This window comes from Acidovorax sp. CCYZU-2555, assembly GCF_018413525.1.
GTDB lineage: Bacteria > Pseudomonadota > Gammaproteobacteria > Burkholderiales > Burkholderiaceae_C > Comamonas.
In genome coordinates this window covers 31,470-55,401 of record NZ_JAHCDD010000024.1, presented here as the reverse complement: position 1 = coordinate 55,401, position 23,932 = coordinate 31,470, and the positions used below count along the sequence as shown (strand labels likewise).

Genomic DNA, 23,932 nt, shown 5'->3' with positions numbered 1-23,932 from the left:
TTTAAGCCGTCGCTGCATTCTCGTCGCGGCGCCAGAAATCGATGAACTCCGGCTCATGGCCGCGGCTGCGCAGCCAGGTCGCGAGCGCCTGCCCCGTGCCGGCGGGCCAGCACTGCACCTTCTCGGGCGCGACCAGCCGGTACTCGAGCAACTCGGGCGACAACCGCACCTGGCCCGTCGCCTCCACATGGTAGGCAATGATGACCTGGTTCATGCGCAGGAACTCATAGGCACCGATCAGCTGATGCGACTGCACCACCAGACCGGTTTCCTCCAGCACTTCACGCGCAATCCCCTGCTCGGGCGATTCGCCGGCCTCCATGAACCCGGTGATCAGCCCGAAGACTTTCTCGGGCCAGGCCGCATTGCGCGCCAACAGCACCCGGCCCTCATGCTCGACGATGGCCGCGAGCACCGGCGTAGGATTGTTCCAGTGCGTCCAGCCACAGGCCGCGCAGCGCAGACGCTGCACGTCGCCGCCATCTTCAGCGACTGTGAGCCACTGCAGCGGCGTCGCGCAATGGCTGCAAAACCGGGTTTCATACTGCATGCGCAGATCCTTGGACAGAAACGCTGCCAGCGCAGCAAAGACCGGCGCGCGCCCGGATCAGGCCGGGAAGACGCCGGTGGACAGGTAACGATCGCCGCGATCGCAGACCACGAACACGATGGTCGCGTTTTTCTCGCGCTTGGCAATCTCCTGCGCGACCCAGCAGGCACCAGCCGCCGAAATGCCCGCAAAAATACCCTCTTCGCGCGCCAGACGGCGGCACAGGTCTTCGGCGTCGTCCTGGCTCACCGACACCGTCTCATCGACCAGCGAAGCGTCGTAGATCTTGGGCATGTATTCCTCGGGCCACTTGCGAATGCCCGGAATGCGCGAGCCTTCCTGGGGCTGGGCGCCGATGATGCGGATCGCGGGATTCTTTTCCTTGAGGTACTTGGCGACACCGGTGATGGTGCCGGTCGTGCCCATCGCGCTCACGAAGTGGGTGATCTCGCCGCCGGTCTGCTCCCACAGCTCGGGGCCCGTGGTCTCATAGTGGGCGCGCGGATTGTCGGGATTGGCGAACTGGTCCAGGATGCGGCCCTTGCCCTGCAGCACCATCTGGTCGGCCAGATCGCGCGCATATTCCATGCCGCCGCTCTTGGGCGTGAGGATCAACTCGGCGCCATAGGCCTTCATGGTCTGCGCACGCTCGACAGACAGGTCTTCGGGCATGACCAGCACCATGCGGTAGCCCTTGATGGCCGCGGCCATGGCCAGCGCAATACCCGTGTTGCCCGAAGTCGCCTCGATCAGCGTATCGCCGGGCTTGATTTCGCCACGCTCCTCGGCGCGACGGATCATGGACACCGCCGGTCGATCCTTGACCGAACCCGCCGGATTGTTGCCCTCCAGCTTGCCAAGAATCACGTTGCCGCGTTCCTTGTTGTCCTCAGCGCCAATACGTTGCAGCGCAACCAGGGGCGTCTGGCCGATTGCGTCTTCGATGGTCAAATACGTTTTCATAAGCCTCAAATGTGCCATAATTCGCGTCTGCACAAATTCAAGCCCGGGTGGTGAAATTGGTAGACGCAGGGGACTCAAAATCCCCCACCGAAAGGTGTGCCGGTTCGATTCCGGCCCCGGGCACCAAACGCAAAAAGCCGTTAAGTTTCAAGAACTTAACGGCTTTTTTCATGTTCTTTTCTGCCTGCGCAGCAGAGAGATTGAGGCGCACAAACCCCAAATGCCCACCATGGGGGCATGGAAAAACGGGGCCTGCATGAGCCAGCGCGACCTTCGTCAAAGGCCCCCGTCCGTTCGTCAAGCCATGGCAACCAGGTCACGCACGTATCCTGAAGCGAACTGCACTGACCGGAATTCATATCGTTAAAACACTATGAACAAGCGTCTGAGTAAAGCGGGACTCATCGTACCAACGAATGCCGAAGATGCTGCAATCAATAGCGGCATTGCAGTTGACCCGGAAACGATGGAAATCATAGCGGGCCTGGCAGCCAGGATGAAGCCACTCATGCGCCGCGGTCGGCCAACGGCGCAGCGGCCCAAGACCCCCATCACAACGCGCATTGATGCGGATGTACTCGATGGCATGAAGGAAGCGGCAAGGGCTGGCAAACCCGCGTCAAGAGGTTCGGCATGAAGCCGTGAACGAGGGAAAATTCAAGACAGCGATGTAGTCATCAGCGCTGTCCGACGTGCATCGCTGCAACTTGAAAAACGCAAGAAGCCAGTTTTTGTCTGCGAGGCACAGAGCCTTATGGATTTGACCGGCAGACCTTGCCCAAAAACGGCTGGTAAATAACGGCTATGCGTTTGCGACAACCCTGCACAACCTCGAATGTGGCGCTCGCTTGGCTGGCTCGGCAGCCGTGGATTTGATGGTTTTTTCGCAACGGCAGCTTCGCGCTCTGCGGCGATTCCAACGGCAGCACTCCATCCTCAGCGAAATTGCATGTAAAATTTACTTACATAGTTTGCAAAAGTATGCATATCATCGTGCAAAAACTTCAGACGAAACTCGACAAAAACGACAACTTGCACCAGCACAAAGAGGTTCTCATGAGGTGGGTTCTGTTTATCGCAGCATTGCTGTCCTCGAATGCACAAGCCATGGCAATGCTTGGAGTTTCAGAATCGGCATGGAGTGTCCTGGAACCTCAGGAACGCGCGGAAATTCAGCGAACCTATCTCATTGAAGTTTTTCGAAATGATTCATTCGGTCTTTTGATCGATAACCAGGGTGTGGACCGATCAACGCCCGGCTCGGTGGGCGGCACCGTGCTTGGGAGCGCCATAGCAGACGCCGCCTATATAGACAGAGCTTTCAGCGGTGGCAGCTATTCAGCCAAAACCCATTTAGGCGTAGCCTTGCTAGGCGGTCTGATTGGCTCTGCTCTCAATAAACCGGCGCAACAGCGGTATCAATTCCGATATACCATCAGACTGCAGAACGGCAATATCATCAATAGAGATGTATATTCGACCGAGCCCTTTCGCCACACTGCAGGGCTTTGCATAATTCTGCCTGACATCACTGTGGCACCAAGCCAGGAACTTTGTACGCTGACGCCTGAAACCTTGAGAAGTCGCTACCTGGCCCAGACAGCGGTCCAGCACGAAAAACTGATGCCATCCTATCAGGCAGCGAATGGCGTCAAACAGCCTGTGGGGCTTGAAAATCCACAACCGGACGTCACCCAAAGGTCCGACGAAAGCACCGTGAGTTGCAAATTAGGCTCTCTTGCGCCCGTGCAAACCACTTTGAAGAAATGCAACTCCATTAATGGGAAGATTATTCATGAATAAAATGATATGGGCTTTATTGGCGGTCGGCGTTCTTGCTGGATGCGCAAACACCTACAACCTCGACGGTAAAAATTACAAAGGCGAAAAGCGCTTCCAGGCAGCTGTCGAGAAAACAAATTCAGGCACCCTTGCGCAAGTGAGCAAACTGCCGGCACCGTTGACAGAGAAAAAATTGGTGGCCATACTGCCTGGCGAGATGGCGCTATTCGCTGAAAACATAAAGCGTGTCACAGCTGCAAATCGCAACACGCCACCACAGGGTAAATCTGTAGTTCTCATCGAAAATCTGAGCAAGTCGAATTACAAGCTCACACGCGCCATGTTCGAAGGCGTGGAAAAACGTGGAATTTACAAAGAAGTCGAAATTCGGGATGCGTCCAGCATGAATGTTTCCGCAGAGCCATCGCCTGACTACGATGTGCTTTTTTACACCGAACCCGCAGCAAATTCCGGTCAATATTTCTATTCATCGAGCAAGCATGGAAAACAGGTGTTTGCTTATGACCGCTCCGGCATAGGCCCGGCGGAAAAAATAAACGCGTTCATCGAGGCCGTGCAGTCAATGGCCATACGAAACTGAAGCAGGCCACAGCGCTTGGCGAAGGCCGACAGGCTCGCGTTTTTTCGTCAGCCTGCGGGCACTTCAACTCCTGCGAAAGCCGCCTTCGGGTGGCTTTTTTCTTTCACCATTCCCCTGACCGCAGCAGAAAACAAGCTAGTCAACATGGCGACAGTGCTGCTTGGTCCATACGTCCCCCATCGCAGCACAAACAGCCAGCGACCCCGCCCAGCGGCACGACCGCCGGCAACTCCACAGGAGGCAGCGGCCGGCACCAGCTGTATGGCCGAAGAAAAAATGTGCAAGGCAGGGTGTCAACAGTGCGATCGGCGCTCCGTCCAACGCCCCAAAGCCAAGCACACCCGATGCGCCCATGCATTGATATCCGCCAAAGATACGCCACAAATATTTGTCAAATATGCGACATAAATGCAACAAAGACAAATGTAAATAGGTGCAACCGCTGGGTAAGCTTCTGTAGCATTGCGACCGTCTTACCCCCCGTTGAAAACCCATCCATGCCCTCCCTGTCCCTACGCCAGAAACTTCTGGCCCCTCTGGCTTTCTGTCTGCTGGCCCTGCTGACGCTGACGCTTTTCAACGCCTATCAGGCGCGCGACAAGGCCTATGAGGCACGCCAGCAGGCGCTGCGCGATTTCGTCGATTCGGCTGACAGCATGATTGCCGGCATCGCGGCCGAGGCCAAGGCGGGCAAGCTGTCGGAAGAAGACGCCAAGGCCACGGCCATTGTCCGCGTGGGACAGCTGCGCTATGCCGGCGGCAACGGCTACATCACCAACATCACCACGGGCTCGGTGGTGCTGAACAATCCATCCACGCCGAAGTTCAACGGCAAGTTCATGGGCGATTTCCAGGACGCCAAGGGCGGTTACCTGTATCGCACCATTGCCGCCGTGGGCTCCTCGGCCCAGGGCAACGGCATCATCTCGTACTGGTGGCCGCGCCCCGGCGCGAAGGAGCCCAGCGAGAAGATTGCCTATGTCAAGCGCTCCACCTCATGGAACTGGGATCTGGTCGCGGGCGACTATGTGGACGACATACAGCAGGCGTTTGTCGCCTCGCTGATCAAGTCGCTGGTGGTGCTGGCGGTGCTGGCCGCCTTGCTCGCGGTGATCGCCTGGCTGACCATGCGCAGCGTGCTCAACGCGATCGGCGGCGAGCCCGCATTCGCCGCCGAGATCGCCAACCGCATCGCGGGCGGTGACCTGTCGCAGTCTGGCTTGGAAGCAGCATCGCGCGCGCCTGAAGGCAGCGTGATTGCGGCCGTGGAACGCATGAGCGCGCAGCTGCGCCAGCTCGTGACGCGCATCCACGAGACTGCCGGCGTGATCCACCATTCGGCCGGCGAGATTGCCACGGGCGGACTGGACTTGTCGCAGCGCACCGAACAGCAGGCCAGCTCGCTGGAGGAAACCGCTGCGTCCATGGAAGAGCTGACGGCCACCGTGCAACAGAACGCGGAAAACGCGCAGCGCGCCAGCCAGATCGCCACCGGCGCCTGCACGGTCGCCGAGCGCGGCGGCGCGGTGGTGGAGCAAGTGGTCGCGACCATGGGCGAGATCAACACGTCTTCGCGCCGGGTGGTGGACATCATCGGCGTGATCGACGGCATCGCTTTCCAAACCAATATCCTCGCCCTCAATGCCGCGGTGGAAGCCGCGCGTGCGGGTGAAAACGGCCGCGGCTTCGCCGTGGTCGCAGGTGAAGTGCGCACGCTGGCGCAACGCAGCGCCTCGGCGGCGCGCGAGATCAAGACGCTGATCCAGGCATCGGTGGAGCGCGCGGACGCGGGCGCCACGCTGGTCAACCAGGCGGGTCAGACCATGCGCGAAGTGGTTTCCACGGTGCGCAACATCACGGAGATCGTGACGGAAATCGCTTCGGCAAGCCGCGAGCAGAGCAGCGGCATTCAGCAGGTCGGTCAGGCCGTGACCGACATGGACCGCGTGACCCAGCAGAACGCTGCCCTGGTCGAAGAGTCGTCGGCCGCGACCCAGGTCTTGCAGGACGAGTCGGAAAAGCTGTCGCGCCTCACCGCGTCGTTCAAGCTCTAAGCCGTCGTCAAGCGCAAAAAAAGCCCGCCGGCGCAAGGCCAGGCGGGCAAGTGCAGGCAGGAGCCGGCACGGAGACATCGCGAAAGAAAAAGGCGTCAGGGCTGTTTTTTGACGGCTTCTGACGATGGATCGGAATCGACGGCGGCCGAACCCGCGGCAGCGCCGCCCAAGGCGCCCGCCACGCTGCCGACCACGCCCCCAACAACCACGCCCGCCGGCCCGGCGATCGCGGCCCCCACTGCGGCGCCCGCGGCCGCACCCGCCACCAGCCCCCCGCCCATCAGCACGGAACCCGACTCACGCTCGGCGTCTTCAGGCGACAGCCGCACCTGGGCCGCGGGATCGGGGTCCTGCGAAGGCACGCCATGGCCAGGCTTGGCCTGCTCGGCGAGATCAGGGTCGGTGGAATGTTCGGATGGGCGTGGGTTGATCGGTGTGGTCATGCGGCTCTCCTTGGACAAGTGACTGCGGGCTGCGCGCCCGCTGTCACTCGGTTGTACCGCGCGCGCCGCGCGCCGGCCGCCGTCAGGATGGCCGCGACGCTGTCAGCCGATGCCTTGCCCGCAGCCGATACGCGCAGTGACCGCATGCCGCCGCGAACCGGCTGCGGCACACGGCGTTCACTGGCAAGAAGTCTCCCCGCACAACGTTATCTTTGATTCGCAACGGCGTGCCGCGGCCCACCGCGCTGCGCGGCCACCCATCGACCTGTTTCAAGGACTGTGCCATGCCAAAGTCTTGCCCCACCCTCCCCTTGAGCCCCTGGCTGGCACGACTGTGTCTTGGCGGCGCCGTGGTCGCGCTCGCGGCCTGCGGCGGCGGGGGCGGGGGCGGCTTTGAGGAGGTTGGTCCAGGCACGCACCTCGGGCCGCCCGAAACCTCGGGCCCGCCGAGCTTTCCGTCCACTGTCGCGGACTGGGTCGCAGGGCTGTTTCGTCCCACCGCATCCCAGGCCCACCGCTGCGCTGCGCCGCGCACCGGCATAGACCCCTACACCGGAGAGCACTACCCCGACGGCTGGGGCAGCACGCTGGATGAAAACCACTGGCTGCGCTCCTGGACCCACGACAACTACCTCTGGTACAACGAAGTCGAGGACCGCAACCCCGCGCTCCACACCACGCCCGAATACTTCGCGCTGCTCAAGACAACGGCGCTCACACCGTCGGGCGCGCCTAAAGACCAGTTCCACTTCTTCTACCGTACGGAAGAATGGAATGCGGTCTCGATGGCCGGCGCATATCCGGGTTATGGAATGCGATGGGTGGTGCGGCAAAACGCTACGCCCAGGGAATTGGTCGTGGTCTACACCGAGCCCGGCTCACCGGCGGCCGCACCCGGAAACGGCATTGCGCGCGGTGCCAGGGTACTGAAGGTCAATGGCATCGATCTGGTGAACGAGACGCAGCCCGAACGCCTGCAAGCCCTGGTCAAGGCGCTGCAACCCAGAAGCGCAGGCGTGCGCACCGAGTTCACCCTCCTCGACGCCGGCGCGACCGAGCCGCGCACCGTCACAATGGCGTCCGCGCAGGTGACTTCGTCGCCGGTGCAGAACGTCAAGACTTTTGCCGGCCCGAACGGCCGCATGGTCGGCTACCTGCAGTTCAACGCGCATATCCGCACAGCGGAACTGCAGTTGGCGCAGGCCATATATCAACTGCGCGACGAAGGCGCGACAGAACTGATCGTCGACCTGCGCTACAACGGCGGTGGCTACGTATACCTCGCGAGCCAGCTCGCCTACATGATCGCCGGGGAACAGAGCAGCCGAGACAAGGTGTTCGAGCGTGCGATCTTCAATGACAAGATCCAGAAAAGCGGGCGGGGCCTGCCGCCCCTGCCGTTTCTTGCCACGGGCAGCGGCAACGCCTTGCCCACGGGCCTGCCCCTGCCCAGCCTCGACCTGCGCCGTGTCTATGTGCTGACCGGTTCCGACACCTGTTCGGCCAGCGAATCGCTGATCAATGGCTTGCAGGGCATCGACATCGACGTGGTGAGGATAGGTGCCACCACCTGCGGCAAGCCCTACGGATTCTTTCCCGTGGAGAACTGCGGCAACACCTATTTCAGCATCCAGATCCAGACCGAGAACGCCAAGGGATTCGGCGACTATGCCAACGGCATGCCGCCCACTTGCAGCGTGCCCGACGACTTCGAACACGCGCTGGGCGATCCACGCGAGGCCCGCATGGCCGCAGCGCTAAGCTACATTGCGAGCGGGACCTGCCCGGCGGCCGTGGCCGGAACCGAGCCTGCGCGCCACAATGCATCGGAGCAAGCGGGTGCCGTTCCCCTGCTGCGCGAGTCTTATGGGCTGAGCAACCGCATTATGCAGGCGCGTTGAAGACGGGGACGCCCTTGCGCAGGCTGATGCTTTTTTTCCACAGATGCCAAGAACAAAGCTGTGGACAAGCTGTGACCAGCATGTGAAAAAGCGCGCCAAGTCCTTGACTAGATTGCCCACGGGCTATCTTGCCGCAATTTGAGGCATAGGGAGAACCCGCAGGCCGCGGGTGCGTTGTCGCCGCGGTTTGCGTCTCGTGTTCAGTGCGTTGCGCAGGCCAATATATCAGCCCGCGCCCGCATCAATCTTCCTGTCGGCGTATCAGGTCACGTCCCAACGGGGTGATGGACCACTTTTTCGCCGCATCCTGATGGGCCAGCCCAAATTCGAGCAAGCGCTTGGAAATATGTTCGCGCGCCGCGGATTCAAGCGAAATCGCTTCACCCATCTCGAGCTTCTTGAGCGCAGCCAACTCGTCCACGGTAGGCTCGAAATGCAGCAGGTGGTCACTGGTGGTCATGGCACTCTCCTGGCCGCGAACTGGCAGCCGGTTGATAGGGACGCGCTAACAGATGCCAGCGTATTCTCTTGAGCACGGATGCGCAAGCGTCCGCGAGCACTTTCTGCGCCGTCCTGCGATGATCGGGCTGGCCGCGCTGCGACTGCGCGGGCCTTCCTGATCTTTTTTCCTTGCCCATGCTTTACGCCATTACCGCCCTGTTCGCGCTTCAACTGCTGGGAGAAGCCATTGTCCACATCACCCACCTGCCGCTGCCCGGGGCGCTGGTCGGCACACTCCTATTGCTCGCGGCGCTGATCGTCCACGGCCGCACGCCGCAGGCGCTCGAACGCGTGGGCTCGGTGCTGCTGCAGAACATGATGCTGTTGTTCATTCCCGTGATCGCCGGCGTCATGCTCGAGTTCGACAATCTGGCGAGCCAATGGCAGCCGTTCGTGCTGGCCTGCATTCTCGGCGCCGCGCTCACCTTCGTCGCGACGCTGCTGAGCTTTCGCTGGATGCTGCGCTGGCAGGCGCGCAAGGACCAGTCATGAGCGCCTCCATTGGATCCTGGCTCGCGGCTTCGCCCCTGCCCTGGCTGGTGCTGACGCTGGGCTGCTACCTCGCCGCAATGGCGCTGTATCGGCGCAGCGGCTGCCATCCTTTGCTGATTCCGGTGTTCACCGCCGTGATTGTCGTTGTCGGCGTGCTGCTGATCACCGACACGCCCTACGCGACTTACCGCAGCGGCGTCGCGTTCCTGGGCCTGCTCATAGGCCCGGCCACCGTGGCGCTCGCGCTGCCGCTGTATGCGCAGCGCGCGCGCATCCGTGCGCTGTGGCTGCCGCTGACCGTGGCCTTGCTCGTGGGCTGCGTCGTGGCCCTGCTCTCGGCGCTGGGCCTGGGCTGGGTGTTCGGCGCAAACGATGCCACGCTGATGGCGCTGGCTCCCAAGTCGGCCACAATACCGATTGCGCTGCCCATGGCCGAGCGCTATGGCGGCACGGCCTCGCTGGCCGCGGTCGCCGTGGCGATCACCGGCATCGCGGGCGCGATGCTCGCGCCGCTGCTGCTGCGCCTGCTGCGCTCGAGCGACCCGGCCGAGCAAGGCTTTGCGCTGGGCCTGACCGCGCACGCGATAGGCACGGCGCGCGCGCTGCAGATTCATCCGACCATGGGCGCATTCGCCGCCCTGGCCATGGGCTTGAACGGCGTCGCCACCGCGCTGTTGATGCCGCTGTGCCTGGCGCTGCTCGGACGTTGACCGCCACAGGGAGTTATCCCAGCGCCAGGCCCCCAAGCATGTGGACAAGTGCCTCCCTTGCCGGGGATAAGCGACCCAAGTGCTTGTCGGGAAAAGGAAATTCAATGGCTGCCTGATTTTTAGGCAGCCATTGCAAGCCAGGCCTCAGCTTTTCCAGCGCGCGCCGGCCCAGGCGCACCACAGCAGTCCGGCCAGCGCCAGCGCGCCACCCGCCCAGCCTATGTGTTCCAGCGACGCATGCTGGATGACCTGGTTGCCCAGCAGCGCGCCGTCGCCTATGCCGATGTTGTAGATACCCGAGAACATCGCCATGCCCACATCGGTCGCATCCGACGCCTGGCGCAGCACCTGCGACTGCATCGCCAGGCCGAAGCAGATCATGCCTATGCCCCAGAACGACACCACGGCGTACAGACTCAGCGCATGGCTTGCCGCGGGCAGCAGCAGCCACAGACACAGCACCAGCCCGGCACAGGCGCTGAGCAGGAAGCGGCGCGGATAGCGCATGCCCCAGCGGCTGAACAGCAGACTGCCGACCAGGCCCATGCCGCCGAACAGCAGCAGCGCCAGCGTGATGCTTTCGCTGCCCAGGCCCGCGACATCCTGCACGAACGGCTCGATGTAGCTGTAGCCGGTGAACTGCGCGGTGACCACCACGGCCAGCAACACGTACAGCCAGGCCAGCGACCTGCGCCGCAGCAGCATGGGCACGCTGCTCAGCGATCCCGCGTTCTCGCTGGGCAGCAAGGGCAGCAGGCGGAACAGGCACAGCATGGCCAGGGCCGCGACCGCGCCAATCGCCATGAAGGTGGTGCGCCAGCCCAGCAGTTCGCCGACCACGCGGCCCAGCGGAATGCCCAGCACCATGGCCAGCGAAGTGCCGACCGCGAGCAGGCTCAGTGCCTGCGCCTTCTTGCCCGCGGGCGCGAGGCGCACCGCGAGCGACGCCGTGATGGACCAGAAGATCGCGTGCGACAAGGCCACGCCGACGCGGCTGACCAGCAGCAGCGCATAGCTGGTGGCGATGCCCGACAGCATGTGGCTCACGATGAACACCAGCAGCACGCCCATCAGCAGCTTGCGCCGCTCGATGTGGCGCGTCAGCAGCATGCAGGGCAGCGAGGCCAGCGCGACGATCCAGGCGTAAAGCGTCAGCATCAGCCCGACCTGTTCGGCCGGCAGGCCAAAGCTCGCGCCTATGCCGCTGAGCAGGCCTACCGGCACGAATTCACTGGTATTGAAAACAAAGGCTGCAATAGCCAAAGCGACCACCGCCAGCCAGGAGGTGGGTTGTTGAGAAGAAGGAGTGGGCATGGGGAGCGCGCGCTGCACGCATTAGAGACGCAAGGGAGCGTGGACGCCCCCCTGCGCCGGAGGGCTTGTCAACCACGGCCCGGAGCATAGCCGCCCGACCGTACTTGCGCGCCCGCGCAGCGAGTGCCCTTATGCCGCTCCGGGGCAGCCCCGGCCCGGTGTCTCAATGCGCGATCGTGAAACGTGCGCGCACATGCGCTGGGCGCTCGAGTTCGTCGACCACGGCAACCGCCAGATCGGCCGCCGAAATGCTGCCCGGCTGGTCGCCGTTCATCAGCGGCTGGTCCTTGCCCACGCGGTACTTGCCGGTGCGCTCGGTGCCTACACCCGGATGGAAGCCGATGGGCGGGCTCAGGAAAGTCCACTCGAGCTGCTGTTCCTGCTCCTGCAATTCCTTGAGCAGGTCGCGCGCCGCACGCGCGCCGTCGCGGATCGCGGCCGGAAACTCGGGCGTGTCGACGATCTGCACGCCGGGCGCCGCATACAGGCTGCCCGCGCCGCCGACGACGATGTAGCGCTTGATGCCCGCGGCCCTGGTGCCGTCCTGGATCGCATGCGAGCCTTTCATGAAGTCGGCATAGATGTCGGGGTTGGCCCAGCCGGCGTTGAAACCGCTGACCACGGCGTCGCTGCCGGCCACGGCCTGCTGCACCTGCTGTGCGTCCTGCACATCGGCACGCACCACGGTCAGGCCCGCGCGCGGCGTGTATTTCTGCGGATCGCGCGCCAGCGCCACGACCTCATGACCGCGCTGCAGCAACTCGTCCAGAAGCGCCGAACCGACAAAGCCCGTGCCACCAATCAATGCGACTTTCATATCTGTTCCCAAGAAGACTGTGAAGAAGGCCTCAGCTTAAGCCTGGCCGCCGCACCGCGGTAGTCCTGGCCTGCGACAATCACCTTGAAGCTGGGCTTCACAATCAAAGGCGCTAATGGACGATTTCAAACGCATGGCGATCTTCGCCCAGGTGGTCGAGCATGGTTCGATGAGCGGCGCGGCGCGCGCGCTGGGCATGAGCCCGTCGGCCGTGAGCCAGCAGCTGCGCCAGCTCGAACGCGCGGGCGGCGTCACGCTGCTGCACCGCACCACGCGCCAGTTGACGCTGACCGATGCGGGCAGCCGCTTCTATGCCCAATGCGCGGCGATGTGCGCGGCCGCAGCCCAGGCGCGTTTCGAACTCGCGGCCGAGCGCGACGCGCCCAGCGGCGAATTGCGCATCGCCGCGCCCGTGGGTTTTGCGCGCCATATCGCGCCCGCGCTGGGCAGCTGGCTCGCCAGCCATCCGGCGCTGCGCCTGCTGCTGCTGGTCGACGACGCGCCCATCGATCTGGTGCAGGGGCGTGTAGACCTGGCGATACGCTTCGGCGATCTGCGCGACTCGGGCTGGGCCGCGCGCCGTCTGGGCCATATGCCCTGGTGGCTGTGCGCCGCGCCGCAGTGGGTCGCGCAGCATGGCGCGCCCGACCATCCCGCGCAGCTCGCGGGCGCGCGCTGGCTGGGAATGAACGGTCGCCTCGAATGGGAATGCCGCCACCCGACCGAAGCCGCCTACCAGTGGCGGCTGCAGCCGCTGATCGCGAGCAACAACCACTGGTCGCTGCAGCAGATGTGCGAAGCCGGGCTGGGCCCCGCGCTGCTGGCGGCAATGGATGTCAGCGAAGCCATTGCGCAAGGCCGGCTCGCGCGGCTGCTGCCGCAGTGGACGCTGGGCGGGCTCGACATCTGGGCCATGACGCCGCAGCGCGACGCCCAGCCCGCCAAGGTGCGCCAGGCGATCGCCGCGCTGCAGGACTATCTGGCGCAGCTGCCGGGCGTGCAGACGGCCAGCAGGCCGGCGTCTTAACTTTGCGAAAAGCCCGAGCGGCGCAGGGCCGCACCTCGGCGGCCCCCCCAAGCCGCGAGCGCCCCCTCGGGGGGCAGCGGCTACGCGAAGCGAGCAAGCGTGGGGGCCTTGTTACTCCACGCGTTGCAACTGGGCGATGGCGCTCAGGCACGATTGCGCGACTTCGACGCCCTTCTTGACGAAGTGGGCGCGGAAGAACTCGAGGTGATCGGCATGCTCGTGGAAGTCGCGCGGCGTGAGCACGGCCGACAGCACGGGGACGTCGGTGTCGAGTTGCACGCGCATCAGGCCATCGATCACGGCGCTGGAGACGAACTCGTGGCGGTAGATGCCGCCATTGACCACCAGCGCGCAGCCGATGATCGCGTCAAAGCGGCCGCTGAGCGCCAGGCGCTTGGCCATCAAGGGAATCTCGAACGCACCGGGCACGTCGAAATGCGCGATCTGCGTGGCGGGCATGCCATGCTGGGTCAGCTCGCCGACCAGCGCATCGCGGGCCTGGTGCACGACATCGGTGTGCCAGCTCGCGCAGATGACCGCGACGCGGCTGTTGCGCGCCACGCCGGCCCAGGCAGGGGCGGTGGCAACGGCGGAAGAAATGGAGGAAACGACAGCAGTGGAAGTCTGATTCATGACAAGTGGATAAACGTTGACAACATGAATCAGGGCGCGCGCGAAGCTGCGCGGCCACAGGGCCGAAATTCGGGCGCACTGCGGCTGCGAGGAAATGCGCGATCTCTTTCATCCGGACTATGACCGTCGGCCCTGGAGTCTCACCAGGTCTGCTGACCCTGCGGCCTGGACGGCCGCAGGCGCTCGCGGGCTGCTGTGGTCGAGCCACAGATACCGCCGGTGGGGAATTGCACCCCGCCCTGAGAACGCTGGCCCCACGCGGGGGCCGTTGTTGATTCTATCGGCACTTGGCGCGGTCCGTTCGCAAGCCGGGCGCAAAACTGTTCTGCACAACATGGATGATCCAGCTACATCTGGCTACAACCATGGCGGCAAGGCAAAGCTTCTGTGGACGGCCTCTATTCCGTCAACCAAAAGCATAGGCCGCGCGTATAACAAGAAAGCATCGCGGTTCCCACCGCATTGCGCCCAGGCCAGCGACGCAGGGCGCCCACCGCATCCGCGGCGCGCAGCCGCGCTGCCAGGGATGCACCACCTGACGGAGACCTATGCGCACCATTTCCATACGCCTGCTGGCCGCGAGCACCCTGGCCATTCTGGTCACGGGCTGCGTGCTGCCGCCAGAGCCTTATTACGACGGCCCGGGCCCGGTCTACCAAAGTCCAGGCCGGGTTTACAGCGCTCCCGGTACGATTGTGTATGACCAGCCCACGACCATCTACCGCAGCGCGCCGATCTATGTCGTGCCCGACCGGCGCGACGAACGCGCCTGGCGCGAACATGAGCGCCGCGAAATGGAACGCATGCGCATGGACCGCGAACGGGAACGTGACCGTGACCGCATGCAACGCGAGCGCCAGCGCGATCAGTTCGAGCGCCAGCGTGACCAGCAACGCGATCAGCAGCGCGCGCAAGCCGAACGCGAGCGCCACCAGAACGACCGCCAGCAAGCCGAGCGCCAGCGTGATCAGCAACGCGCCCAGGCGGAACGCCAGCGCGATCAGCAGCGCGATCAGCAACGCGCCCAGGCCGAACGCCAGCGTGCGCAGCAGCAGCAGCAGCAGCAGCAGCAGCAGCCACCGCGCGAACGGCCGCAACGCGACCGCGATGACGACCGCCGCGGCCCGCGCGATGGCGATCGCCCCGGCGTGCCGCGCGGTGACCGCGGAAGCTGAGGCTTCTAGGCCATGACGCGGCGCATGCCTGCCCATCACGGCCGCGCTCTGGGCGCGGTCCTGTTCGCGCTATGCCTTGGCGCAGCGTCGGCCCATGGCCAGGTGCTGCGCTGCACCGATGCGCGCACCGGTGCGGTCACCTACACCGACGGCAGCTGCGACAGCGGCCGCCAGGCCGAGCAGGTGCTGCCCGCGCGCAGCCCCGAAGCGCTGGCGCGTGAACGCGAGGAGGCCGCACAGGCCATTGCGCGCAAGGAACAGCGCCTGCGCGAGGAAGCCGCGGCGGCGGCATTGGCTCCCGCACCCGCTGCGCCCGCGGCGCCGGTCTCACCGGCCGAAAGCGCGCGCTGCGCCGATTCACGCCAGCAACTGCAGGACCTGCTCAACCGCCCTGGTCGCGCCACTTCGCCGGCCTATGCCGAACAGCGCGCGGCCGCGCGCCAGCAGATGGAACTCGACTGCCTGGGCCCGAAAGCCTATGGAGAACTCGAACAGTCGCGCGCCCAGTCAGCTGTGCCGTCGGCCCCGGTGATCATCGTGCAGCCGCCGCGCCCGCAACGCCCGCTGCCGCCACAGGTGCAGCCGCCGCGCCCGCAGATCACGCATTGCAACGTGTTCCGCTGCTACGACCGCAACGGCAACATCTATCCGCGTTAACGCACCGGCTGGCCTTGCAGCCCCTGCGCCACCGTGGGGTAGCGCAGCGCGATGCGCAACTCGCGCGCCATGCGCGTGGTGCGCAGCCGGCGCGATTCGCCCATGAAGCTCAGCAAAGTCAGCGGCAGCTCGCCCTGGGCCTGGCTGCGCGAGACGCGCGGCGGCCGCGGCAGGCCGTACAGATCGGCAGCGAAGTCGAAGTAATCGCCCATGTGCATGGCGCTCGCATCGGCGACGTTGTAGACGCGCTGCGCGCTGCCGCGCCACAGCGCCGCCTGGCAGGCACGCGCCAGATCGTCGGCATGGATATGGTTGGTATAGACATCGTCTTCGCGTCGCAGCACCGGCGTGCCGCGCAGCAGCCGCGCGCGCGGCGTGCCGCCCACGCGATCGGGCGCATAGATGCCGGGAATGCGCAGAATGCTCGCACGCAGGCCCTGACGGCCCGCAAAGCGCAGCGTGCGCTCGGCGTTGACGCGGCGCATCGCGCGCCCGGTATGCGCCGCGGGCGGGCGGCTTTCGTCGACCCAGGCGCCGCCGCAGTCGCCATAGACGCCGCTGGTCGAGGCATAGACCAGGGCCTGCGGCAGGGCGCGCCGGCGCAATGCCTGCACCAGCGCTGTGGTGCGCGGATCCAGCCACCAGCGCGGCGTCTCCTCGGATGCGGCCGGCGGCGGCGCGAGGTGCAGCACGCGCGTGCCCAGGCCCGCGAGGCGGCGCAGGCTGCGCGGCTCGTCGAGATTGCCCAGCAGCGGCGTGATGCCTTGCGCGCGCAGTTCAGCGCAGCGCTCGGGCGACGAGGTCAGCGCCAGCAGCCGCACGCCGCGCTGCGCCTTGGCCACGCGCTGGCCCACATCGCCGCAGCCGATGATCAGCAGGCGCTGGCGGCGAAAGCGCGCCGGCCGCGCGCCGAGAGGGTTTTGGTTTGAAGGCAAAATTCACCCTGTTATGCGGGCCGGCCATCCCGGCCCAGAAAAGCTCCTAGGATAACGAGAACATGACCCCGATTGCGAACCCCACCCACCAGATCATCGTGCAGCCCAGCGGCCGCGCCTTTGCGAGCCAGGGCGATGAGACCATTCTGTCCGCCGCCATCCGCGCCGGCGTGGGCATGCCCTACGGCTGCAAGGACGGTGCCTGCGGTTCGTGCAAGTGCAAGAAGCTCAGCGGCAGCGTGGTGCACGGCACGCACCAGGCCAAGGCCTTGACGCCCGAAGACGAGGCCGCGGGCTATGTGCTGACCTGCTGCGCCACGCCGCAAAGCGACGTGGTGCTCGAGTCGCGCCAGGTCACCGATGAAAGCGCGTTCCCGGTCAGGAAGATGCCGGTGCGCGTCGCGGCGCTGGAGAAGATGGCGCACGACGTGATGCAGGTGCGCCTGCAGCTGCCGGCGATGGAAAAATTCCGCTACCACGCGGGCCAGTATGTCGAGTTCATCATGCGCGACGGCGCGCGCCGCGCCTACTCGATGGCCACGCCGCCCCACCTGCAGGAAACCGCGCCGGGCATCGAACTGCATATCCGCCACATGCCCGGCGGCAAGTTCACCGACCATGTGTTCGCGACGCTGAAAGAAAAGGAAATCCTGCGCATCGAAGGCCCGTTCGGCAGCTTCCATCTGCACGAAGACAGCGACAAGCCGGTCATTCTGCTGGCATCGGGCACGGGCTTCGCGCCCATCAAGGCGCTGATCCTGCACATGCAGCACCTGGGCTTCAAGCGCCCCGTCACGCTCTACTGGGGCGGGCGCCGGCCGCAAGACCTGTACCTCGACGGCTGGATTCGCGAACAGGCCGAGAACCTGCCGTTCCTGACCTATGTACCCGTGGTCTCCGACGCCCAGCCCGAAGACGCCTGGACCGGCCGCACGGGCTATGTGCACCAGGCCGTGCTCGATGACTTCGCCGATCTCAGCGGCCACCAGGTCTATGCCTGCGGCGCGCCCATCGTCGTCGATTCGGCCCGCACGGCCTATACGCGCCAGGGCGGTCTGCCCGAAGACGAGTTCTACGCCGACGCGTTCACGTCCGAAGCCGACAAGCACGCACCCGCCTGAACCCTCGCCGACCTCACCGGCCGCGCCGCGCCACGCGCACAAACCCTGAGCCAAGCCACGCTTGGGCTGCCAGCGCGGCCCTAAATTGGCACATTCGCGCAAGAAAACTGCATTTCCTGGTTTGCACTGACGACGGGATGCAGTTTTTTTGCAAGAATGGATAGGCAATGAATCGCCGCAACAGTCTCCTTTCGCTCCTCGCCGCCTCCGCGGCCCTGGCAGCCCCCCTCGCCCAAGCCCAAGAACCCATCCGCCTGATCGTGCCCTATGCGCCGGGTGGACCGCTCGACATCACGTCGCGCGCACTCGCCGAACGCGTGCGCGATACGCTGGGCGTGGTGATCATTGAAAACAAGGCCGGCGCCGGCGGCAACATCGGTGCCGATGCGATTGCCAAGGCGTCGCCCGACGGCCTGACGATCGGCCTCGCGGCCACCGCCACGCACGCCGTGAACCCCTGGCTCTACTCGCGCATGCCTTATGACGCAGGTAAAGACTTCGCGGGCATCACGCAGATGGTGCGCGTGCCCAATGTGCTGGTGGTGAACGCCGATTTCGCCGAACGCAACAAGATCAACAGCATTGCCGACCTGCTGGCCTATGCCAAGAGCCATCCCGGCAAGCTCAACTACGGCAGCGGCGGCAACGGCAGCGCCGGCCACCTGGCCGGTGAAATGCTCAAGCAAAAGGCCGGCATCTTCGCGCTGCACGTGCCCTACCGCGGCGCCAACCCGGCCCAGCTCGCGCTGCTGTCCGGCGAAGTCGACTTCAACATCGACAACCTGGCCGCCGCCGCGCCCAACATCCGTTCGGGCAAGCTCAAGGCCCTGGCCGTAACTTCGCTCGCACCCACCTCGCTGCTGCCCGGCGTGCCCGCGCTTTCCAAGACTTTCCCCGGCTTCTCGATCGACACCTGGTGGGGCCTGGTGGCGCCCGCAGGCACGCCGCAAGCCGTGCTCGACAAGCTCAACAAGGCGTTCACCGACGCGCTCAAGGCACCCGAAACCAAGACGCGTTTCGAAATGCTGATGGCTGAACCCGTGGCCTCCAGCCCCGCGGCCTTCGACCAGTTCATGGCCGCCGAACGCAAGAAGTACCAACAAGTCGTCAAGGCTTCGGGCGCCAAGGTCGACTGATCTGGCGCTCCATGAAAAAACCCCGCTGCAGGCGACTGCGGCGGGGTTTTTTCATGGGCAATCGCGCGCTGCTGGCAAAAATGCCGCTTTCCTTTGAGCCCAGGGCAAACGGGCACAAACCGTTCGTGGTGAGCCCGGCCCGCACTCAAAAACCGTTCAACAGCCCCACCCACTGCGGCCCTTCGACCCGCTCGATACGCTGGTCCTCAACGGCCTTGAGCTGCGCAGAAGCGACGCGCTCCGGCGCAATCTCCGCCAACGGCAGCAGCACAAATGCGCGCTCACCGATGCGCGGATGCGGCAGGGTCAGGCGCTCGGACACCAGTTGCTGATCGGCATAGATCAGCAAATCAAGATCGAGCGTGCGCGGCGCATTGCGGTAGGGGCGCTCGCGCCCGGCCGCCAGTTCGATGGCCTGCAGCGCGTCGAGCAGGGCCAGTGGCGCAAGACCAGTGCGCAGTTCGACCACGGCATTCAAAAAGTCGGGGCCGCCGGCGTCGATGGGCGCACTCGCATACAGACCCGAGACATTCGCCACCCGCGTCTCGGGCATGGCGGCCAGCGCCTGCACCGCGCGGGCCAGGGCTGCGCCGCGGTCGCCGAGGTTGGCGCCCAGGCCCACCCAGGCACGGACTTCTGACATGGACCCCGCCCTCAGTATGGCGATGCGTCGTCGGTGGTATCGCGCGCCGCGCCCTTGTCGGTCGCGGCTGCGCCACCTTCACCGCCGTCCGCGCCTTCGGTAGGCTTGCGGCGGCGACGGCGGCGCTTCTTCGGCGCGGCGCCGTCTTCGGTTTCGGCTTCGGGAAACTCGGCTTCAGCCGCAGGCGCAGGGGCTGCAGCGCTGCCCGCAGCAGCCTTGGGCGCACGGCGTGCGGGCGGCGCAGCGGTCTTGGCGGCAGCCGGCGCAGGTGCTGCGGCAACTGCCTTGGGGCGCTGGCGCTGCTCTTCGCGCGCCTGGGCGATCAGGTCGTCGCGGCGGTCGTCATCGGCCTGCTGGAATTCCTGCCACCAGCTGGCCAGCGACTCCTCGACTTCGCCCACATCGGCGCGCAGTCGCAGGAAGTCGAAGCCCGCGCGAAAGCGCGCCTGCTCGACCAGGCCCAGCGGCGTCACGCCCGAGCGCTTCTCGAAGCGCGGCTGCATGATCCAGATTTCGCGCATGTCGGCGGCGAGCTTGCCGCGGCCCGACACATCACCGATGCGCTGATTGAACACGTCGTCGATCGCGTCCTGCAGCGCAGGGAACGAATGCTGGCGCTGTTGCAGGCGCTGTTCCCAGCCCTGCTTGACGTCCTGCCACAGCACGCAGGCCAGCAGGAAGCTGGGCGCGACCGGCTTGCCTTCGCCCACGCGGCGATCGGTGTCGGCCAAGGCCGCGGTCACGAACGGGTGATCGGCGCGCTCGACAACGACGTCGAGCAGCGGATATATGCCGCGGTCCAGGCCCAGTTCGCGCAGGCGCGAGATCGACGCCAGCGCATGGCCGGTCTGCAGCAGCTTGAGCATTTCGTCGAACAGACGGCTTTGCGGCACTTCACCCAGCAGGTGCTGGCTTGCGATCAGCGGCGCGGCAGTCTTGGGCTCGAGCTTGAAGCCCACGTCGTGCAGCTTGGCGGCGAAACGCACGGCGCGGATGATGCGCACCGGGTCTTCGCGGTAGCGCGTGGCCGGGTCGCCGATCATGCGCAGCACGCGCTTCTTCGCGTCCTGGATGCCCTTGTGGTAGTCGACCACGATCTGCGTCGCCGGATCGTAGTACATGGCGTTGATCGTGAAATCGCGGCGTGTCGCGTCCTGGTCCTGCGGGCCCCAGACGTTGTCGCGCAGCACGCGGCCGCTGGCATCCACCGCATGCTTCATGCCGGCGAGCGCGGCCTTGCTGGTGCGCTCGTTGCCCGACACGCTTTCGGCCAGGCTGTTGTCGAGGAAAGCGCGGAAGGTCGAGACTTCGATCACTTCGTTCTCGCGTCCGCGGCCATAGACCACGTGCACGATGCGAAAGCGCTTGCCGATGATGAACGCGCGGCGGAACAGGCTCTTGACCTGTTCGGGCGTGGCATTGGTGGCCACGTCGAAATCCTTGGGCCGCAGGCCCAGCAGAAGATCGCGCACCGCGCCGCCGACGATATAGGCTTCGAAGCCCGCGTCCTGCAGCGTCTCGACCACATCGATCGCACGGCGGTCGACGAGTTCGAGATTGATGCCATGCACCGAAGCCGGCACTTCCTCGCGCTTGCCGAAACGCAGCTTTTGCGCACGCGCGCCGGCGCTGGGCTTGCCCAGCAATTTATCGATGAAGTTTTTGATCATGGGTGTTCAGTAAACAGGTCCAGTATGCGCCAACCGCGCTCCTGGGCCAGGGCGCGCAGGCGCGCGTCAGGATTGGTCGCGACCGGATGGTCCACTTTTTCGAGCAAGGGCACGTCGTTCATCGAGTCGCTGTAGAACGTGCTTTCGACCTTGCTCCAGTCGAGTCCGCGCTGGTCCAGCCATTGCTGCATGCGCAGTACCTTGCCTTCGCGCATGGTCGGATGACCATCGATCTCGCCCGTGATCCAGCCGCAGGCATCGCGCGCCAGTTGCACCGCCAGCAATTCATCGACACCCAGCGCTTGCGCTATCGGGCGGGTGATGAATTCATTGGTCGCGGTGACGATCACGATCTCGTCGCCGGCCTCACGGTGCGCCTGCAGCAGCGCGCGCGCGGCCGGGCGAATCGCCGGCGTGATGACTTCGCGCATGAACTGCGCATGGGCCTCGTGCGCGGCCTGGGCGCCGCGTTCGCGCACGGCTTCGGTCGCAAAGCGCACGTAGTCATGCACATTGAGCGTGCCCGACTGGTAGTCGGCGAAGAACGCATCGTTGCGGCGCCCGAATTCCTCCGGGTCCGTCCAGCCGATGCGGGTCGTGAACACACCCCACTCGTAGTCCGAGTCCAGGGGCAGCAAAGTATGGTCGAGATCGAACAGCGCGAGCCGCGGGCGGACGTTGGGCGCAGAAGATGATGGCATGGAGTTCCAGAAAAAGAGGCCTCGCAGCTAGCGCGCTACTCGGTCTCCAACATGGTCTTGAGCAGTGGGATGGTGATGGCCCGCTTGTTGCGCAAGGCGAAGCCATCGAGCATGTCGAGCAACTGCATGAGGCTGCCCAGGTCGCGCGAAAAGCGCTTGAGCATGTAATCCATCACGTCGTCGCCGAGAAACACGCCCCGGGCATCGGCCTCCTGGCGCAACACCGCGCGGCGCGCGGGTTCGTCGAGCAGCCGCAGCTGGAACACATGGCCCCAGCCCAGGCGGCTGCGCAAATCCTCGCGCAGCTTCAGGTCGGCAGGAGGCAATTCGCCGGCCGCGAGCACCCAGCGGGGAATGCCTGTAGCCGGGCTGGTCGCATTCACAAACCAGTTGAAAGCCCGCGCCTGCTGCATGGGTGTGTACAGGTGCACGTCATCCATCAGCACGGCCGACCAGCGTTCGTCGAACTCCGGAGGATAGCCTATGGACGCATCCATCCAGCCCACAATGGCCCCTTGATCGCGCAGCGCTTCGCGCACCGACTTGAGCAAGTGGGTCTTGCCCGAGCCCGATTCGCCCCACAGATAGGTAGGCACGGGCGAGCGCGGCATCTGGCTGCGGCCTTCGCCCACCCACAACCGCAAGTGTTGCAACACCGCGATGTTAGGGCCCGCGAAAAAGCGCGACAGCGAGGGACTCGTTGCCAGACCGATATCCAGCGCCATTTGCTTCATGGACGGCATACGGAGCACGCCCTCCCACCTGAGCTCAGGGGGAGCCGTGCGCGACAGGCTGGCAAAAGGAGTTTCGGCAACATTACAAAGGACAGAGCAAAAGGCCCCTGGCGCAGATTTCCGCGGCAGGGCTCGAAAGCGCAACCATGGTTGCGCCACGCTGATTTTAGTCTGCGCGCGCGTGCAAAGCACACAGCTTGCCTGCACAGACCCGGGGAAAAGCCCTTGAAAGCAGCCACACGCCCCCCGCGAACCGGGCCAGGGTCGTAAAATCCCCGAGTTCCGCCCCTGCCGGGCACACCTGCACTGACCATCCAATGAGCTCTTCTGCCACTCCATCCACTCCTATTTCATACAAAGACGCTGGCGTCGACATTGTTGCCGGCGATGCTCTGGTCGAGCGTATCAAGCCGCTCGCAAAGAAAACCATGCGTGAAGGCGTGATGGCCGGCATCGGCGGTTTTGGCGCGCTGTTCGAAGTGCCCAAGCGCTACAAGGAACCTGTGCTGGTCTCGGGCACCGACGGCGTGGGCACCAAGCTGCGCCTGGCTTTCGAATGGAACATGCACGACACCGTCGGCATCGACCTGGTCGCCATGAGCGTCAACGACGTGCTGGTGCAAGGCGCCGAGCCGCTGTTCTTCCTTGACTACTTTGCCTGCGGCAAGCTCGACGTCGACACCGCCGCGGCCGTGGTCGGCGGCATCGCCCGCGGCTGCGAGCTGTCGGGCTGCGCGCTGATCGGCGGCGAAACCGCTGAAATGCCGGGCATGTACCCCGAAGGCGAATACGACCTCGCGGGCTTTGCCGTCGGCGCCGTCGAAAAGTCCAAGATCCTCACGGGCCAGGACGTGCAAGCCGGCGACGTGGTGCTGGGCCTGGCTTCGGCCGGCGTGCACTCCAACGGTTTCAGCCTGGTGCGCAAGTGCATCGAACGCGCCGAAGCCAACGGCACCGTGCCTGCAAACCTCGACGGCAAGCCTTTCAAGCAAGCCATCATGGAACCCACGCGCCTGTACGTGAAAAACGTGCTGGCCGTGCTCGCCGAGCACCCCATCAAGGCCCTGGCCCACATCACCGGCGGCGGCCTGCTGGAAAACATTCCACGCGTGCTGCCCGACGGCCTGGCCGCGCACCTGGACGCCGGCAGCTGGCCGCAGACCGAGCTGTTCGCCTGGCTGCAAGCCACGGCCGGCATCGACGCCGTTGAAATGAACCGCACGTTCAACAACGGCATCGGCATGGTGGTCGTGGTGCCCGCGGAACAAGCCGAAACCATTGCTGCGGCATTGCAAGGCCTGGGCGAAACTGTCTATACCATTGGACGTATCGCCGCGCGCGGTGACGGCCAACCCGTCGAAGTGCGCTGACC

The 23,932-nt window shown here is 64.9% G+C and carries 25 protein-coding genes, 1 tRNA gene and 1 riboswitch; of the genes, 14 read left to right on the top strand and 12 right to left on the bottom strand.

What is annotated here, in order from left to right; genetic code table 11:
• Position 1 precedes the first annotated feature (1 nt).
• Both KHY18_RS10700 and cysM read right to left on the bottom strand, forming a co-directional pair.
• Positions 2-550 carry an NUDIX hydrolase gene (locus tag KHY18_RS10700; protein ID WP_213299165.1) on the bottom strand — a complete coding sequence of 183 codons (549 nt, stop codon included), beginning with the start codon at positions 548-550 and terminating at the stop codon, positions 2-4.
• A gap of 57 nt (positions 551-607) precedes the next feature.
• A complete protein-coding gene (gene cysM / locus KHY18_RS10695) occupies positions 608-1,513 on the bottom strand; it encodes a cysteine synthase CysM (protein WP_213299162.1) in 906 nt (301 codons plus the stop codon).
• 41 nt (positions 1,514-1,554) lie between these two features.
• Here cysM and KHY18_RS10690 point away from each other — a divergent pair.
• The 5 genes from KHY18_RS10690 (at position 1,555) to KHY18_RS10670 (ending at position 5,950) form a co-directional block, all read left to right on the top strand.
• Positions 1,555-1,639: transfer RNA gene (locus tag KHY18_RS10690), tRNA-Leu, on the top strand.
• A 247-nt stretch (positions 1,640-1,886) separates the two neighbouring features.
• Entirely contained in the window at positions 1,887-2,150 is a 264-nt protein-coding gene (locus KHY18_RS10685) for a BrnA antitoxin family protein (protein WP_249729039.1), read from the top strand.
• A 344-nt stretch (positions 2,151-2,494) separates the two neighbouring features.
• Positions 2,495-3,316 (top strand): hypothetical protein, encoded by an 822-nt coding sequence (locus KHY18_RS10680; protein ID WP_213299159.1) that lies wholly within the window; start codon positions 2,495-2,497, stop codon positions 3,314-3,316.
• On the top strand, positions 3,309-3,896 hold the full coding sequence (locus KHY18_RS10675) for a hypothetical protein (RefSeq protein ID WP_213299157.1): 588 nt from the start codon (positions 3,309-3,311) through the stop codon (positions 3,894-3,896). The genes KHY18_RS10680 and KHY18_RS10675 overlap by 8 nt, the downstream gene beginning before the upstream one ends.
• A gap of 497 nt (positions 3,897-4,393) precedes the next feature.
• Positions 4,394-5,950 carry a methyl-accepting chemotaxis protein gene (locus KHY18_RS10670; RefSeq protein WP_213299155.1) on the top strand — a complete coding sequence of 519 codons (1,557 nt, stop codon included), beginning with the start codon at positions 4,394-4,396 and terminating at the stop codon, positions 5,948-5,950.
• A 95-nt stretch (positions 5,951-6,045) separates the two neighbouring features.
• On the opposite strand, the gene KHY18_RS10665 is transcribed toward KHY18_RS10670, so the two are convergent.
• The gene (locus KHY18_RS10665; RefSeq protein ID WP_213299153.1) at positions 6,046-6,393 is read right to left on the bottom strand and encodes a bacteriocin; all 348 of its coding nucleotides are present in this window, start codon (positions 6,391-6,393) and stop codon (positions 6,046-6,048) included.
• A gap of 284 nt (positions 6,394-6,677) precedes the next feature.
• On the opposite strand from KHY18_RS10665, the gene KHY18_RS10660 reads away from it, so the two are divergent.
• On the top strand, positions 6,678-8,294 hold the full coding sequence (locus KHY18_RS10660) for a S41 family peptidase (RefSeq protein WP_213299151.1): 1,617 nt from the start codon (positions 6,678-6,680) through the stop codon (positions 8,292-8,294).
• A gap of 241 nt (positions 8,295-8,535) precedes the next feature.
• Here KHY18_RS10660 and KHY18_RS10655 read toward each other — a convergent pair whose 3' ends face one another.
• On the bottom strand, positions 8,536-8,754 hold the full coding sequence (locus KHY18_RS10655; RefSeq protein WP_213299149.1) for a hypothetical protein: 219 nt from the start codon (positions 8,752-8,754) through the stop codon (positions 8,536-8,538).
• A 176-nt stretch (positions 8,755-8,930) separates the two neighbouring features.
• Here KHY18_RS10655 and KHY18_RS10650 point away from each other — a divergent pair, with 176 nt between their 5' ends.
• Complete coding sequence (locus KHY18_RS10650; RefSeq protein WP_213299146.1) at positions 8,931-9,287, top strand: CidA/LrgA family protein; 357 nt, start codon at positions 8,931-8,933, stop codon at positions 9,285-9,287.
• A complete protein-coding gene (locus tag KHY18_RS10645; RefSeq protein WP_213299143.1) occupies positions 9,284-9,997 on the top strand; it encodes an LrgB family protein in 714 nt (237 codons plus the stop codon). The genes KHY18_RS10650 and KHY18_RS10645 overlap by 4 nt, the downstream gene beginning before the upstream one ends.
• A gap of 144 nt (positions 9,998-10,141) precedes the next feature.
• On the opposite strand, the gene KHY18_RS10640 is transcribed toward KHY18_RS10645, so the two are convergent.
• Complete coding sequence (locus KHY18_RS10640; RefSeq protein WP_213299140.1) at positions 10,142-11,311, bottom strand: sugar transporter; 1,170 nt, start codon at positions 11,309-11,311, stop codon at positions 10,142-10,144.
• A gap of 163 nt (positions 11,312-11,474) precedes the next feature.
• Positions 11,475-12,128, bottom strand: a complete 654-nt coding sequence (locus tag KHY18_RS10635; protein ID WP_213299137.1) for an NAD(P)-dependent oxidoreductase — start codon at positions 12,126-12,128, stop codon at positions 11,475-11,477.
• Between the two features lie 115 nt (positions 12,129-12,243).
• Here KHY18_RS10635 and KHY18_RS10630 point away from each other — a divergent pair, with 115 nt between their 5' ends.
• Positions 12,244-13,155, top strand: a complete 912-nt coding sequence (locus tag KHY18_RS10630) for a LysR family transcriptional regulator (protein WP_213299135.1) — start codon at positions 12,244-12,246, stop codon at positions 13,153-13,155.
• A 111-nt stretch (positions 13,156-13,266) separates the two neighbouring features.
• Here the strand turns inward: KHY18_RS10630 and KHY18_RS10625 are convergent, their stop codons facing one another.
• On the bottom strand, positions 13,267-13,788 hold the full coding sequence (locus KHY18_RS10625; RefSeq protein ID WP_213299132.1) for a 6,7-dimethyl-8-ribityllumazine synthase: 522 nt from the start codon (positions 13,786-13,788) through the stop codon (positions 13,267-13,269).
• Between the two features lie 96 nt (positions 13,789-13,884).
• A riboswitch (FMN riboswitch) is annotated at positions 13,885-14,039 on the bottom strand.
• A 297-nt stretch (positions 14,040-14,336) separates the two neighbouring features.
• Here KHY18_RS10625 and KHY18_RS10620 point away from each other — a divergent pair.
• Complete coding sequence (locus KHY18_RS10620) at positions 14,337-14,963, top strand: flagellar basal body L-ring protein FlgH (protein ID WP_213299129.1); 627 nt, start codon at positions 14,337-14,339, stop codon at positions 14,961-14,963.
• A 24-nt stretch (positions 14,964-14,987) separates the two neighbouring features.
• A complete protein-coding gene (locus KHY18_RS10615; protein ID WP_213299126.1) occupies positions 14,988-15,620 on the top strand; it encodes a DUF4124 domain-containing protein in 633 nt (210 codons plus the stop codon).
• Here KHY18_RS10615 and KHY18_RS10610 read toward each other — a convergent pair.
• Positions 15,617-16,555, bottom strand: coding sequence for an SDR family oxidoreductase (locus tag KHY18_RS10610; protein WP_213299123.1), 939 nt, complete (start codon positions 16,553-16,555; stop codon positions 15,617-15,619). The two genes, KHY18_RS10615 and KHY18_RS10610, sit on opposite strands and share 4 nt — an antisense overlap.
• Before the next feature lie 62 nt (positions 16,556-16,617).
• Between KHY18_RS10610 and KHY18_RS10605 the strand changes: the two genes are divergently transcribed.
• Both KHY18_RS10605 and KHY18_RS10600 read left to right on the top strand, forming a co-directional pair.
• A complete protein-coding gene (locus tag KHY18_RS10605; RefSeq protein ID WP_213299120.1) occupies positions 16,618-17,676 on the top strand; it encodes a CDP-6-deoxy-delta-3,4-glucoseen reductase in 1,059 nt (352 codons plus the stop codon).
• A gap of 167 nt (positions 17,677-17,843) precedes the next feature.
• Positions 17,844-18,812, top strand: a complete 969-nt coding sequence (locus KHY18_RS10600; protein ID WP_213299117.1) for a Bug family tripartite tricarboxylate transporter substrate binding protein — start codon at positions 17,844-17,846, stop codon at positions 18,810-18,812.
• Between the two features lie 145 nt (positions 18,813-18,957).
• Here KHY18_RS10600 and folK read toward each other — a convergent pair whose 3' ends face one another.
• Genes folK through hda form a run of 4 tightly spaced genes read right to left on the bottom strand, consistent with a single transcriptional unit; the run spans position 18,958 to position 22,560 of the window.
• Positions 18,958-19,455 (bottom strand): 2-amino-4-hydroxy-6-hydroxymethyldihydropteridine diphosphokinase, encoded by a 498-nt coding sequence (gene folK, locus KHY18_RS10595; RefSeq protein ID WP_213299114.1) that lies wholly within the window; start codon positions 19,453-19,455, stop codon positions 18,958-18,960.
• 11 nt (positions 19,456-19,466) lie between these two features.
• Positions 19,467-21,125: a polynucleotide adenylyltransferase PcnB gene (gene pcnB / locus KHY18_RS10590; protein ID WP_213299111.1), complete on the bottom strand. Its 1,659-nt coding sequence runs from the start codon at positions 21,123-21,125 to the stop codon at positions 19,467-19,469.
• On the bottom strand, positions 21,122-21,826 hold the full coding sequence (locus KHY18_RS10585; RefSeq protein WP_213299108.1) for a histidinol-phosphatase: 705 nt from the start codon (positions 21,824-21,826) through the stop codon (positions 21,122-21,124). The genes pcnB and KHY18_RS10585 overlap by 4 nt, the downstream gene beginning before the upstream one ends.
• A 35-nt stretch (positions 21,827-21,861) precedes the next feature.
• Positions 21,862-22,560, bottom strand: a complete 699-nt coding sequence (gene hda, locus KHY18_RS10580) for a DnaA regulatory inactivator Hda (RefSeq protein ID WP_200843953.1) — start codon at positions 22,558-22,560, stop codon at positions 21,862-21,864.
• Positions 22,561-22,877: 317 nt separating this feature from the next.
• Between hda and purM the strand changes: the two genes are divergently transcribed.
• Positions 22,878-23,930: a phosphoribosylformylglycinamidine cyclo-ligase gene (gene purM, locus KHY18_RS10575; RefSeq protein ID WP_213299105.1), complete on the top strand. Its 1,053-nt coding sequence runs from the start codon at positions 22,878-22,880 to the stop codon at positions 23,928-23,930.
• The last annotated feature ends 2 nt before the right edge of the window (positions 23,931-23,932 follow it).